Here is a 12,979-nt window from a genome sequence, read left to right on the forward strand (position 1 = left end):
CCATGAGCTACGCGCCCACCCCGCGCGTATCCCACCGTTCCGCGGCCGCGGCCGCCGTGCGTGAGGAGCCTGCATTGCCCCGTGACGCCACCCCTCGTCGCTACCTGATGTGCGCCCCGGCCCACTTCCAGGTCACGTACTCCATCAACCCGTGGATGGACCCGTCGAAACCCGTCGACCTGCCCCTGGCCACCACCCAGTGGGAGGACCTGCGCGACCGCTACCGGTCCCTCGGCCACACGGTGGAGCTCCTGACCCCCCGCCCCGACCTGCCCGACATGGTGTTCGCCGCCAACGGGGCCACCGTGATCGACGGCCGGGTGCTCGGCGCCCTGTTCGCCTACCGGGAGCGGTACGCGGAGGCCGAGGCGCACCGGGAGTGGTTCCGCGCCAACGGTTTCACCGAGATCCGTGAACCGGACCACGTCAACGAGGGTGAGGGCGACTTCGCCGTGACCGCCTCGTACCTGCTGGCCGGGCGGGGCTTCCGGTCCAGTCCGCTCTCGCACGACGAGGCCCAGGAGTTCTTCGGACGCCCGGTGATCGGCCTCGACCTGGTGGACCCGCGCTACTACCACCTGGACACGGCGCTGTGCGTCCTGGACGAGGCGGCCGACGAGATCATGTACTACCCCGGGGCGTTCTCCCCGGGCAGCCGGTCCGTGCTGGCCCGGCTCTTCCCCGACGCGCTGCTGGCCCAGGAGGCGGACGCCGCCTCGCTGGGCCTCAACGCGGTCAGCGACGGGCGCCACGTGGTGCTCCCACAGGCCGCCACGGGGCTCTTCGACCCGCTGCGCGACCGGGGCTTCGAACCGGTCCCGATGGACCTGGGCGAGCTGCTCAAGGGGGGCGGCAGCGTGAAGTGCTGCACCCAGGAGCTGCGGGCCTAGTCCGTTCCCGCCGGCGGCCAGGCGTCGCCCCAGTCGGTGTCCCGGGCGGCACGGTAGAGCTCGCCGTGCCGCTTGGTGACCGTGGCGCGCCGCAGGGCCTCGTCCCGGGTGCACAGCTCCAGCAGGACCTGGCCCTTGCGGATCTGCGGCCTCCGGATGACCCGTTCACGTACCGGTTCGGTGGGAAAGCGGGTCGCCACGACGTAGCTGAACTTCTCGTCCTCGTGGCTGAGCGAGCCGCCCTTGACCTGGCGGTGCAGGGACGAGCGGCTGACCCGTGCCGAGAAGTGGCACCAGTCCGTGCCGCGCTCGATGGGGCAGGCGTCGTCGTGCGGGCAGGGGGCGGCGACGGTCAGGCCGGCGGCGATCAGCCGTTCCCGGGCCTCGATGACACGGTCGTAGCCGTCGGGGGTGCCGGGCTCCACGATCAGGACGGCCTGCGCGGCCGTCGCGGCGGTCTCCACGACCGCGGCCCGGTCCTCGGCCGTGAGCTCCTTGAGTACGTACGAGACGGTCACCAGGTCCGTGGGCGCCGGAGCGGGGGACGCGCCGATCCTCGCCCGCTCCCAGGTCGCGTCGCGCAGCGCGGGGATGCCGGAGGCCTCGGCCAGTTCACGGCCGAGGGCGAGGGCCGGAGCCGACCAGTCCAGGACCGTGGTGCGGGGGCCGTCCTCCCAGGCCCCGGCGACCGCCCAGCTCGCCGCACCGGTGCCGCCCCCGATGTCGGTGTGGGTGGCGGGCACCCAGTCCGGCGCGGCCTCGCGGAGTGCGGCGAGGCAGGACCGTACGGCCTCGAACGTCGCGGGCATCCGGTACGCGGCGTACGCGGCGACGTCGGAGCGGTCCCGCAGGATCGGGGCGTCGGTCGGGGTGGTCCCCCGGTAGCTGGCGATCAGCCGGTCGACGGCCTGCGCGGCCTGGGTCGGGGGCAGCCCGTCGAGCAGGGCGGCCAGCGCCGCACGCAGGGCTTCCGCGGTGGGGAGGGTGGCGTTCACCGCCGAATTGTAGGCGCAGCGGGCCCCGCCCCCCCGCAGCCGGTGGGCGAGGTCCGTTGCCGCTGTACCTATGCGCGCGTGTTCTGCCACGGCCGGCAGAGCCCCAGGAAGCACACCACCGCGGCCAGTGCGCAGACCACCTGCACCACGGCCATCGGCACGGCGGTCTTCTCCCCGGCGATCCCTACCAGCGGTGAGGCGATGGCACCGATCAGGAACTGGGACGTCCCCAGCAGCGCGGAGGCCGAGCCGGCCGCGTGCCTGGTGCGCATCAGGGCCTGGGTGTTGGTGTTGGGCATCGCCAGGCCCATCGCGGACATGAGCACGAACAGTCCGACGGCGACGGGCAGCAGACCGACCTCGCCGAAGACCCCGGAGGTCATCAGCAGCAGGGCGATCGCGGCCACGGAGATCACGGCGAGGCCGAAGCCGAGCGCCTTGTCCAGGCTGACCCTGCCGACGAGCAGCTTGCCGTTGATCTGGCCGACGGCGATCAGCCCGATGGAGTTGACGCCGAAGAGCAGGCTGAAGGTCTGCGGGGAGGCCCCGTAGATCTCCTGCACGACGAACGGGGACGCGCTCACATAGGCGAAGAGCGCCGCGAAGGCGAGGCTGCCCGCGATCATGTAACCGGTGAACACCCGGTCGGACAGCAGCCCGCGCATGGTGCGCAGCGCGTCACCGACACCGCCGGTGTGCCGCTCCGTCGCGGGGAGTGTCTCGTGCAGCCACTTCCAGACGACGAGGGTGAGCAGCACGCCGACGACGGTGAGGACGACGAAGATGCCGCGCCAGTCGGTGAACTGGAGCACCTGACCGCCGATCACGGGCGCGATGACGGGTGCGACTCCCGAGATCAGCATCAGGGTGGAGAAGAACCGGGCCATCTCGTCGCCGTCGTAGAGGTCACGGACGACGGCCCGGGAGATCACGATGCCGGCCGCGCCGGCCAGGCCCTGGAGGAGGCGGAAACCGATGAGGAGTTCCGCGGTGGGGGCGACGGCACAGATCGCGGTGGCGATCACATAGACGACCATGCCGATGAGCAGGGGGGTACGCCGTCCCCAGCGGTCGCTCATGGGTCCGACGACGAGCTGGCCGAGCGCCATGCCGGTGAGGCAGGCGGTCAGGGTGAGCTGCACCGTGGACGCCGGTGCGTGCAGCGCGTCGGTGACCTCCGGAAGTGCCGGGAGGTACATGTCCATCGAGAGCGGCGGAAGTGCGGTGAGGCCGCCCAGCACCAGGGTGACCAGGAGTCCGGCCCGCCGTGCGGTGGTCGTGGAGGGGGCCGGGACACCCGGCGTGGTGGTCGTGGAGGCGGCCGGGGCACCCACTGCGGTGGGGGTGGCGGTGGCCGGGGCGCTGTGTGCGCCCTTGTTGTGCGTCGGTATGTGTGCGTGCTCTTGCTGGGCCCGGCTCGCGCCGTTGTCCGGCATCCTCGTCTCCGCTTCGTTGAAACCGCATCTATGCTCTCAGGTCAGTCGTAGTGGTCGATACCTTTTTCGGGTGAGGGCGGGCGGGCATGAGCGGGACTGTGCGTTGGGGTGTACTGGCGACGGGCGGCATAGCCGCGACGTTCACGGGCGATCTGCTGGCCATGAAGGACTCAGGCGCCGAGGTCGTGGCGGTCGCGTCCCGGACCACGGCCTCCGCCGAGGCGTTCGCCGAGCGGTTCGGGATCGAGCGGGCGTACGGCAGCTGGGCGGAGCTCGTCGCCGACGACTCCGTCGATGTCGTCTACGTCGCCACCCCGCACTCGGCGCACCGGGAGGCGGCCGGGCTCGCGTTGGAGGCCGGCAAGCACGTGCTGTGCGAGAAGCCGTTCACGCTCAACGAGCGTGAGGCCCGGGAGCTGGCGGATCTGGCCCGGGAGCGCGGGCTGTTCCTGATGGAAGCCATGTGGACGTACTGCAATCCGCTCATCCGCCGGATGACCGAGCTGGTGCGGGACGGCGCGATCGGCGAGATCCGCACGGTGCAGGCCGACTTCGGCTTCGCGGGCACCTTCGGGGCCGAGCACCGGCTGCGCGATCCCGCGCTGGGCGGCGGCGCGCTGCTGGACCTCGGGGTGTATCCGGTGTCGTTCGCGCAGCTGCTCCTGGGCGAGCCGGACCGGGTGCAGGCGGACGCGCTGCTGTCCCCGGAGGGCGTCGACCTGAACACCGGGATGCTGCTGGGCTGGGATTCGGGTGCCACGGCACTGCTGAGCTGCTCCATCGTCGGGAACCTGCCGACCGTCGCGTCGGTCACCGGCACGGCGGGGCGGATCGACTTCCCTCAGGGCTTCTTCCACCCCGAGTACTTCCTCCTGCACCGGGCCGGCCACGAGCCCGAGAAGATCTCGACGGGGCCGGGGCCGCAGGGCCTTTCCGGCATGCAGTACGAGGCGGCCGAGGTGACGCGCGCGCTGCTGGCGGGTGAGAAGGAGTCCCCGCTGGTGCCGTTGGAGGGCTCGCTCGCCGTGATGCGGACGCTCGACGCGGTACGTGCCCGGGTCGGCGTCCGCTATCCGGCGGACGACCGCGGCTGATCCCGCGCGGGGCCGGGTTACGCGGGGGTGAGTCCCGGGTTCCCGGCCTCGGTCACGAACGAGGCGGCCGTGGTGACGGGGGCGCCGGGCGTGGTGACCGCCGAGACCGTGCGGAAGTCGGCCCGCGCCTGCTCGGTGCCGAGGGTGACGAGCGCGTAGCCGCGGCGGCCGTCGTAGAACTTCATGTGGGGGTTGGCCTGGGTCAGGTTGTTCCAGTTGGCCGGCTTCTCGGAGCCGTCCTTCCCGCTGGCGATCGAGGTGGCCACGATCTCCGTGCCGACGGTCCGGGACGCCGGGTCGTCGAAGTCCTTCTTGAGGTCGAAGCCGTAGCCGACGTGCACGTCGCCGGTCAGGACCATCAGGTTCTCGATCCCTGCGGCCTCCGCGCCGTCCATGACCCGCTGCCGGGAGGCGGGGTAGCCGTCCCACGAGTCCATGGAGAGCGTGTAGGCCTCGGTGGGGGCGTTGCGCCGCTGGGCGAAGGTGACCTGCTGGGGCACGATGTTCCACCGGGCGTCCGAGGTCTTCCAGCCGTCGAGCAGCCAGCGTTCCTGCGCGGCGCCCGTCATGGTGCGTGACGGGTCCTCGGACTCCGGTCCGGGGACCTTCCAGCCGTCGCCGTAGGCCTGGTTGCTGCGGTACTGGCGGGTGTCGAGGATGTCGAACTGGGCGAGCCGGCCGAAGCGCAGCCGACGGTAGAGCCGCATGTCGGGGCCGGTGGGGCGCTGCGGGGTGCGCAGCGGCTGGTTCTCCCAGTACGCACGGTAGGCGGCGGCCCTGCGCAGCAGGAACTCCTCCGGCGGGACGCTGTTCTCCGGGGTGTCGCCCGCGTAGTTGTTCTCGGTCTCGTGGTCGTCCCAGGTGACGACGAAGGGGTGCGCGGCGTGGGCGGCGCGCAGGTCGGGGTCGGACTTGTAGAGGCCGTACCGCATACGGTAGTCCTCCAGCGTGAGCGTCTCCCGGTTGTAGTGGTCCGGCAGGACGCGGTCGGTGTACTTGCGGGCGCCGCCGACGGAGGTGACCGCGTACTCGTAGAGGTAGTCGCCGAGGTGGAAGACCACGTCGACGTCCTCGTCCGCGAGATGCTGATAGGCCGTGAAGTAGCCGTCGTGGTAGGCCTGGCAGGAGACGGCGGCCAGGGTCAGGGAGCTGTTGCGGGCGCCCCGGGCGGGCGCGGTGCGGGTGCGGCCGGTCGGGCTGACCCAGTTGCCCGCGCGGAAGCGGTAGTGGAAGATCCGGTCGGAGTCGAGGCCGTCGACGTCCACATGGACGCTGTGCCCGAACTCCGGGTGCGCGGTGGTGGAGCCGCGTCGGACGATCCGGCGGAAGCGTTCGTCGCGGGCGATCTCCCAGCGGACCTGGACGCGCTCGGCGGGCAGCCCGCCGTCGGCCTCGTAAGGGCGGGGCGCGAGTCTCGTCCACAGGAGCACGGAGTCGGGCAACGGGTCTCCGGAGGCCACCCCGAGGGTGAAGGGGTCCTCGGTGATCTTCCGGGCGTCGAGCTCGGCGGCGGCCGCCGTGCCCGCGCCGGGCAGGTTGACCGTGAACGCCAGCGCGGCGGCGGCGCCGGTGACGGTGAGGAACCGACGGCGGCCCACACCGGCCCCGAACCGCTGCGCGGCCCGGCGCAGCTCGGCGGAATGGCCGTGGTGGCCGGGCGTCCTGTCGATCTGTGCGGGTGTCATGTGCCCCTCCCCTGCCGGATGTTGTCAGAGGCATTGGAGTGCCGGGCGACGACCGGCCGTTGGCGGGTACACAACATCCTTATGGCGGTGCGATGAGCACCGGGTGCCGGCCGTCGTGAAACCTCCCGTACGCTGCCGGGCCATGAACGCTGAGCAGAGAATCGCTGTCGTCACAGGTGCGGGATCGGGGATCGGGAGGGCGGTCGCCCTCGCTCTCTCGGGTGCGGGCTGGACGGTGGCCCTGGCGGGGCGGCGGGCCGAGGCGCTGGAGGAGACGGCTGCCGCGGCCGGACCCGGCGCCGCCGTGTCCCTGCCCACCGATGTGAGCACCCCGGAGGGGGTGGCCGCGCTCTTCACCTCCGTACGGGACCGTTTCGGCCGGCTCGACCTGCTCTTCAACAACGCCGGGACGTTCGGCCCGCGTGCGACGCCGGTCCAGGACCTCGCGTACGAGGACTGGCGGGCGGTGGTGGACGTCAACCTGACAGGGACGTTCCTGTGCGCGCAGGCGGCGTACCGCCTGATGAAGGAGCAGGATCCGCAGGGCGGCCGGATCATCAACAACGGCTCGGTCTCGGCCCACGCGCCACGGCCGCACTCGATCGCTTACACGGCGACGAAGCACGCCGTGACCGGCCTGACCAAGTCGCTGTCGCTGGACGGCCGGCCGTACCGGATCGCCTGCGGGCAGATCGACGTCGGCAACGCGGCGACCGACATGACGGAACGGATGAGCACGGGCGTCCTCCAGGCCAACGGCGAGGTGGCCGCGGAGCCGGTCATGGCGGTGGACGATGTGGCCCGGACGGTCCTGCACATGGCGGAGCTGCCCCTGGAGGCCAATGTGCAGTTCGCGACGGTGCTGGCGACGGCCATGCCGTACGTGGGCCGAGGCTGATCCGTCCCGGTGATGGTCTGCCACTGACCACGGTGAAGGGGTCGCCGCGGCCGGGGGGCGGGAGCGGCCCGAGGGTGGTCCGGGTGGCCGGACGCCCCCGGACCACCCTCGGGGCTGTCCCGTGGATCTCCCGGGAGTCCTCACGGACACCGCCGGGAATGCGCGGCGCCGCCTCTCGGTTGACCTGCGGCATGAGTTCACTTCCCGGCACCGGGGTCCTCCGCTACACCGCCTTCTCCGCCGACCCCGACGGAGGCAACCCGGCGGGAGTCGTCCTGGACGCGTCCCGGCTCGGCGACGACGAGATGCTCGCCGTCGCCGCGGAGCTGGGCTACAGCGAGTCGGTGTTCCTCAGCGCGCCGGACGGCCGGGGCGGACACACCGTCCGTTACTTCAGCCCGAAGGCCGAAGTCCCCTTCTGCGGCCACGCCACGGTCGCCGCCGCCATCGCGCTCGCCGAGCGGGACGGCCCGGGCGACCTGGTGTTCTCCACTCCCGCCGGCACCGTCCCGGTCACCGTCACCCGGGAGGGCGGCGAGCTTCGCGCCACCCTCACCAGCGTCGAACCGCACACCGAGGACATCGCCGGCGACGACCTGACGGAGGCCCTGGCGGCGCTGGGCTGGCCGGCCACCGACCTGGACCCCGCCCTGCCGGCCCGCGTCGCCTACGCGGGCGCCCGTCACCTGGTGCTGGGCGCCGCGAGCCGGGAACGTCTCGCCGACCTCTCGTACGACTTCGCCCGCCTGGAAGCGCTGATGCACCGGCTCGACCTGACGACCGTCCAGCTGGTGTGGCGGGAGTCCGCCACGGTCTTCCACGTCCGCGACCCGTTCCCGGTCGGCGGCGTCGTCGAGGACCCGGCCACCGGCGCTGCGGCAGCCGCCTTCGGCGCGTACGCACGCGAGCTGGGCCTCGTCCCGCACGAGACGGTCCTCACCCTGCACCAAGGCGCCGACATGGGCCGCCCCGGCACCCTCACCGTCGAACTGAGGCCGGGCGACCGCCGGATCAGGGTCACCGGGACGGGGACCCGTATCGGCTGACGGGCGCCTCGGCACGACGTCGGCGCCGTCCGGGAACCCTTCCGTACGGGCGGACCAACTCGCTTATGCTGCTGCCAGGTTGATCAGGTACTCGGCAACCGGTCCGCAGCGGCCGGAGTTGCCCGCTTCGGAGAACGGGACGGCGATGGCCCCTGTAGACATCGACACCAGCAGGCCGCACCCGGCGCGGCTGTACGACTGGTACCTCGGCGGCAAGGACAACTACCCGGTGGACGAGGAGCTGGGCAAGCGGCTGACCGCCTTCGCGCCCGTCATCCCCGTCATGGCCCGTATGAACCGGGCGTTCACCCACCGGGCCACCCGCTGGCTGGCCGGTCAGGGGCTCCGGCAGTTCCTGGACATCGGAACCGGGATCCCCACCGAGCCCAATCTCCACCAGGTGGCGCAGACGATCACTCCGGAGGCCCGGGTCGTCTACTGCGACAACGACCCCGTCGTCCTCAGCCACGCCCAGGCCCTGCTGAACGGGACTCCACAGGGAGCCCTCGGCTATGTACAGGCCGATGCCCGGGAGACCGGCCGCATCCTGGCCGAGGCGGCCGAGATCCTGGACTTCGACCAGCCGGTCGCCCTGTCCCTGAACGCACTGCTGCACTTCCTGAGCGACGAGATGGGCGCCTACGAGGTGGTGGAGCGGCTGACGGCCGCGCTGGCACCCGGAAGCCACCTGGTGATCTCGCACCTCACGCCGGACTTCCACCCCGAGGAGGCGTCCCAGAAGGTCCGCGACATGTACAAGGCCAACGGCCTCACCCTGGACATGCGCGACCGCGACCGCTTCGCCCGTTTCTTCGACGGGTTCGACCTGGTCGCCCCCGGCATCGTGGCCGCCGAGGAGTGGCACCCGGAGCTCGGCGAGCCGGTGCCCGGCCAGGAGGGCGCACACAGCGGGGAGTACGTGGCGGTGGCCCGCATGGCCTGACGCCCGAGCCGGGCCGGGGCCCACGCCGCGCCCACGGCCACGCCCGTACGCTCACGCGAGCAGCGCGGCGACCTCCTCCATCTGCCCGGGGCTCAGCGGGCCGTGGGTGAGCGCCGCCGCGTTCTCCTCGGCCTGGGCGACCGTGCGGAAGCCGGGGATCGGCACCGCCCTGCCGCTGCGCGCCCACAGCCAGCCGAGGGCTCCCTGGGCGAGCGTGCGGCCGTCAGCGGTCAGCACCTCGCGGACGGACTCGACCCGCGCCGCCCAGTGCTCCGCCGGGACGCCGCCCGCCTCGAACCAGCTGAGCCAGGCGGGTGGGGTGGACCGGATGTCGCCCGCCGCCGCCCTCCTGCCCGGGTCGCGGGCGCCGGTGAGGAGGCCCATCGCCAGCGGGCTGCGGATGACGCTCAGCAGGCCCCGCTCCTCGCTGAGGCCGAGCATCCCGGGGGCGTCCTCCAGCACGTTGCAGGCGTGCTGGACGGCCGCGCAGTGCTCGCCCTCGGCGAACAGCGCGGCGCGCTCCGGGTCGTCGGTGCTCCACCCGTAGGCCCGGATCAGCCCCTCGGCCACGAAGTCCTCACAGGCGTCACGCAGTTCCGCCGCCGCGTCGGGCGGGGTGTCGCCGAGATGCAACTGGTAGAGGTCGATCCGGTCGGTTCCCAGCCTGCGCAGCGAGGCGATGAGCGCCTCACGGGCGTACGCGGGTGACCTGTCGGCCCCGTCCATCGTGCGGGTCCGCTCGTCGAACAGGTTGCCCCACTTGGTGGCGATGACGGCCTCGTCCCGCCTGCCCGCGAGTGCCCGGCCCAGTACCCGTTCGCTGTGCCCGGCCCCGTACACGTCCGCGGTGTCGAAGAACGTCACCCCGAGGTCGAGCGCCCTTCGGATCGCGGCCACCGACTCGTCGTCGTCGACCTCGCCCCAGCCGAGCGGACTGCCGTCGGGCGTCGACCACTCGCCGCCGATCGCCCAGCATCCGAACCCGAGTGCGCCGACCTCGATCCCACTGCGGCCCGGCACCCTCTTCTGCCCTTCCGTTTCTGTCTGCATGGGCCCAGAAGCTACGAGTTGGAGTGCACGACAAGTCAAGCGCCCTGGGGCGAACCGTCCGGTCCCTGCCTCAGCTCACGTACACGCCCGCCCGCGCCGCCACCGCCGCCGCCTCGGCCGCACGGTCGGCGACCGTCTCGTCGAGGGGGTCGCCACTGGCCAGCAGCCGGTAGTAGAGGGGCGCCGACACGGCCCGGATCACCTCGCGGGCATCGGTACCCGGGGGCAGCTCGCCCCGCGCCACCGCCGCGTCGACACAGCCGGCCCACTCCTCGACGCGTACCGCGTAGAAGCGGTGCAGCGCCTCGGCCGTCCTGGCGTCGCACGTGGCGGCCGCGACGACGGCGGCGAAGAGGGGGCCTTGGCGCACGTCGGTCAAGGTCCGCACCACCAGCCGGGCGTTGGCCCGCAGGTCGTCGTCCAGGGATCCGGTGTCCGTGCGCGGGACGGACTGCTCCGCCATGTCCGTCAACAGGTCGGCGACCAGTCCTGCCGTGGTGGACCAGCGCCGGTAGACCGTCGTCTTGCCGACCTCGGCGCGGCGTGCCACATCGGCGAGATCGAGCCGGTCGAAGCCCTGCTCGACCAGCGCGTCACCGGCCGCACGCAGCACGGACTCCCGCACCCGGGCCGTGCGCCCGCCGGGCCGGACCGTGCCCGGCTCTCCATCCCCTGCATCCATAACGGGTCTCCAGTTCCATTAATGAGCAATTCCCTGCTACGGTGACCTCACCTTAACGGTACCGCAGAACCGTTAACCCTCCGGGCCTCCAGGAAGGGCACCGCAATGTCCATGACCAGCAAGGCATCCGCCACCGCACTCCACCCGGCTCCGACTCCGGCTTCGCGCATGACCGGCCGGCAGAAACTCGTCCTCGTCCTCCTCCTCGGCGCGCAGTTCATGATCGCCGTGGACTTCTCGATCCTGAACGTCGCCCTGCCCGCCGTGGGCGAGGGCCTCGGATTCTCCCTCTCCCACCTCCAGTGGATCGCCACCTCCTTCGCCCTCGCGGCCGCCGGATTCACCCTGCTGTTCGGGCGTGTCGCCGATCTGGTCGGCCGTAAGCGGCTGTTCACCGGCGGCATGGTGGTCCTCGGCCTCTCCTCCGCGCTCGGTGGGCTCGCCACCACCCCCGAAGTCCTGCTCACCGCCCGCGTCCTGCAGGGCCTGGCCACCGCGGCCGTGACCCCGGCCGGGCTCGCGCTGCTCACCACGGCCTTCAAGGAGGGCCCCCTGCGTGAGCGCGCACTCGGCCTCAACGGCGCCCTGATGTCCGCCGGTTTCACGGCGGGGGCGATCCTCGGCGGCCTGCTGACCGATCTTCTGTCGTGGCGCTGGGCCTTCTTCATCAACGTCCCCGTCGCCGCACTCGTCGTCGCCCTGGCCCCGTCCGTGATCACCGACTCGCGGCCTGCCGAGCGGCCGAAGCTCGATCTGCCGGGTGCGGCGACCGTCACGGGCGGCCTGCTGCTGCTCGTCTACGGACTGACACAGGCGGGCGAGTCCGGCTGGAGCACACCCACGACGTCGGCCGCGCTGCTCCTGGGCGCCGCACTGCTCATCGGCTTCTGGTTCGTCGAGAAGCGGGCGGCGGCGCCGCTGGTTCCCGTGCACATCCTCAAGCGGCGCAGCGTCATCTGGGGCAACACCACCGGACTGATCGCCTTCGTCACCGAGACCTCCCTGGTCTTCCTGCTGACGCTCTACCTCCAGGAGGTCCTCGGTTACTCCCCGCTCGCCACCGGCCTGGCCTTCGGCGTCCTGGGCATCGGCACCGTGATCGGCGGCATGCTCGGCGGCCGTGCGGTCGGCAGGTTCGGCAATCGGCGCACCATCGTCGTGGGCGGCGCGGTCCAGGCAGCCGCCACCCTCTCCCTCGTGGCGCTCGGCACCTCCGGCGGCTGGATCGCGCTCCTGCTGGCCGCGACCTTCGTCGGTGGCGTCGGCAACATGCTGATGATCGTGGGCTTCATGGTCACCGCCACCTCCGGGCTCCCCGACAGCGACCAGGGGCTCGCCACCGGGCTGGCCACGATGACGCAGCAGGTCGGCATCACGATGGGCATCCCGGTCATGAGCGCGGTCGTCACCGCCCGCATGGGCACGGACAGCGGACCCGGCGCGGTGCTGTCGGGGGTCTCGGCGGCCGTGCTCGTCAATTCCGCCCTCGTCCTTGCGGGCGCCCTGCTCGCCGGGGCCTTCCTCGGCCGGTCCGGCGGGCGGACGTCCGCCGGGTGAGCCGGGTGAGTCGGGCCCTGGCGGCGGAACGCGGGCGCGGCAGTATGGCGGTCATGGCCCAACCGCTGACCGTTCCCAGCATGACCGCCGGAGCCGACTTCGTCCTGCGCCCCTGGGAGATGAGCGACCTGCCCCTCGTCCGCGAGGCGGCACAGGACGACTACATCCCGCTGATCACCACGATCCCCTCGCCGTACTCCGACGAGGCGGCCGAGGCCTACGTCAGACGCCAGTGGGACCGGGCGGCCGCCGGGACCGGGTATCCGTTCACCATCGCGCGCACCCGGGACCGGCGGCCGGTCGGCTCCATCGGGCTCTGGCTCGCGGACGCGGCCGAGGGCCGGGCGTCACTCGGCTACTGGATGACGCTCCCGGGCCGCGGCCAGGGGATCGCGGGTGCGGCCCTGCGGGCGGTCACCACCTGGGCCCTCGACGAGCTGGGGATCCCCCGGGTCCAAGTCCTCGTCGAGCCGTGGAACACGGCCTCGGTACGGACCGCCGAGAGCGCCGGCTACCGGCGCGAGGGCCTGCTGCGCGGCTGGCAGGAGATCGGGGGCCGTCGCCGGGACATGCTGATGTACGCCAGGCTGAACGACGACGGGCCTCCCGATGACCGGGCACCCACAGAGGGCTGAACGGGAGGCGTTACGATCGCGGGCACCGCCGCAGCACCGCGGTGCCGGGCCGTCGAGAGCCCGACCGA

The 12,979-nt window shown here is 72.3% G+C and carries 12 protein-coding genes; 7 read left to right on the top strand and 5 right to left on the bottom strand.

The features are described from left to right. Positions 1 to 2: 2 nt before the first annotated feature. The gene (ddaH, locus tag ACFYSH_RS23155; protein ID WP_359474535.1) at positions 3 to 890 is read left to right on the top strand and encodes a dimethylargininase; all 888 of its coding nucleotides are present in this window, start codon (positions 3 to 5) and stop codon (positions 888 to 890) included. Here ddaH and ACFYSH_RS23160 read toward each other — a convergent pair. Beyond that, positions 887 to 1,885 carry a small ribosomal subunit Rsm22 family protein gene (locus ACFYSH_RS23160; protein WP_359474532.1) on the bottom strand — a complete coding sequence of 333 codons (999 nt, stop codon included), beginning with the start codon at positions 1,883 to 1,885 and terminating at the stop codon, positions 887 to 889. The genes ddaH and ACFYSH_RS23160 overlap by 4 nt on opposite strands. A gap of 68 nt (positions 1,886 to 1,953) precedes the next feature. Then, positions 1,954 to 3,321: a Bcr/CflA family multidrug efflux MFS transporter gene (locus ACFYSH_RS23165; protein WP_359474529.1), complete on the bottom strand. Its 1,368-nt coding sequence runs from the start codon at positions 3,319 to 3,321 to the stop codon at positions 1,954 to 1,956. Positions 3,322 to 3,407: 86 nt separating this feature from the next. Here ACFYSH_RS23165 and ACFYSH_RS23170 point away from each other — a divergent pair, with 86 nt between their 5' ends. Next, positions 3,408 to 4,415 carry a Gfo/Idh/MocA family oxidoreductase gene (locus ACFYSH_RS23170; RefSeq protein WP_359474526.1) on the top strand — a complete coding sequence of 336 codons (1,008 nt, stop codon included), beginning with the start codon at positions 3,408 to 3,410 and terminating at the stop codon, positions 4,413 to 4,415. Between the two features lie 17 nt (positions 4,416 to 4,432). Here the strand turns inward: ACFYSH_RS23170 and ACFYSH_RS23175 are convergent, their stop codons facing one another. Further along, positions 4,433 to 6,100 carry an alkaline phosphatase D family protein gene (locus ACFYSH_RS23175; protein WP_388754863.1) on the bottom strand — a complete coding sequence of 556 codons (1,668 nt, stop codon included), beginning with the start codon at positions 6,098 to 6,100 and terminating at the stop codon, positions 4,433 to 4,435. Between the two features lie 142 nt (positions 6,101 to 6,242). Here ACFYSH_RS23175 and ACFYSH_RS23180 point away from each other — a divergent pair, with 142 nt between their 5' ends. The 3 genes from ACFYSH_RS23180 (at position 6,243) to ACFYSH_RS23190 (ending at position 8,987) form a co-directional block, all read left to right on the top strand. Continuing rightward, complete coding sequence (locus ACFYSH_RS23180; protein ID WP_388754866.1) at positions 6,243 to 6,998, top strand: SDR family oxidoreductase; 756 nt, start codon at positions 6,243 to 6,245, stop codon at positions 6,996 to 6,998. 191 nt (positions 6,999 to 7,189) lie between these two features. Beyond that, on the top strand, positions 7,190 to 8,044 hold the full coding sequence (locus tag ACFYSH_RS23185; RefSeq protein ID WP_359474516.1) for a PhzF family phenazine biosynthesis isomerase: 855 nt from the start codon (positions 7,190 to 7,192) through the stop codon (positions 8,042 to 8,044). Between the two features lie 145 nt (positions 8,045 to 8,189). After that, the gene (locus tag ACFYSH_RS23190; protein ID WP_388754869.1) at positions 8,190 to 8,987 is read left to right on the top strand and encodes an SAM-dependent methyltransferase; all 798 of its coding nucleotides are present in this window, start codon (positions 8,190 to 8,192) and stop codon (positions 8,985 to 8,987) included. A 51-nt stretch (positions 8,988 to 9,038) separates the two neighbouring features. Here the strand turns inward: ACFYSH_RS23190 and ACFYSH_RS23195 are convergent, their stop codons facing one another. Together ACFYSH_RS23195 and ACFYSH_RS23200 are read right to left on the bottom strand one after the other, a co-directional pair. Continuing rightward, positions 9,039 to 10,037: an aldo/keto reductase gene (locus tag ACFYSH_RS23195; RefSeq protein WP_359474510.1), complete on the bottom strand. Its 999-nt coding sequence runs from the start codon at positions 10,035 to 10,037 to the stop codon at positions 9,039 to 9,041. 70 nt (positions 10,038 to 10,107) lie between these two features. After that, positions 10,108 to 10,719 carry a TetR/AcrR family transcriptional regulator gene (locus tag ACFYSH_RS23200; protein ID WP_359474507.1) on the bottom strand — a complete coding sequence of 204 codons (612 nt, stop codon included), beginning with the start codon at positions 10,717 to 10,719 and terminating at the stop codon, positions 10,108 to 10,110. Between the two features lie 111 nt (positions 10,720 to 10,830). On the opposite strand from ACFYSH_RS23200, the gene ACFYSH_RS23205 reads away from it, so the two are divergent. Continuing rightward, the gene (locus ACFYSH_RS23205) at positions 10,831 to 12,276 is read left to right on the top strand and encodes an MFS transporter (protein WP_388754873.1); all 1,446 of its coding nucleotides are present in this window, start codon (positions 10,831 to 10,833) and stop codon (positions 12,274 to 12,276) included. A 53-nt stretch (positions 12,277 to 12,329) separates the two neighbouring features. Next, positions 12,330 to 12,911, top strand: a complete 582-nt coding sequence (locus tag ACFYSH_RS23210) for a GNAT family protein (RefSeq protein ID WP_359474501.1) — start codon at positions 12,330 to 12,332, stop codon at positions 12,909 to 12,911. Positions 12,912 to 12,979 lie beyond the last annotated feature (68 nt).

It is taken from the genome of Streptomyces sp. NPDC005791 (genome assembly GCF_042871485.1).
GTDB lineage: Bacteria > Actinomycetota > Actinomycetes > Streptomycetales > Streptomycetaceae > Streptomyces.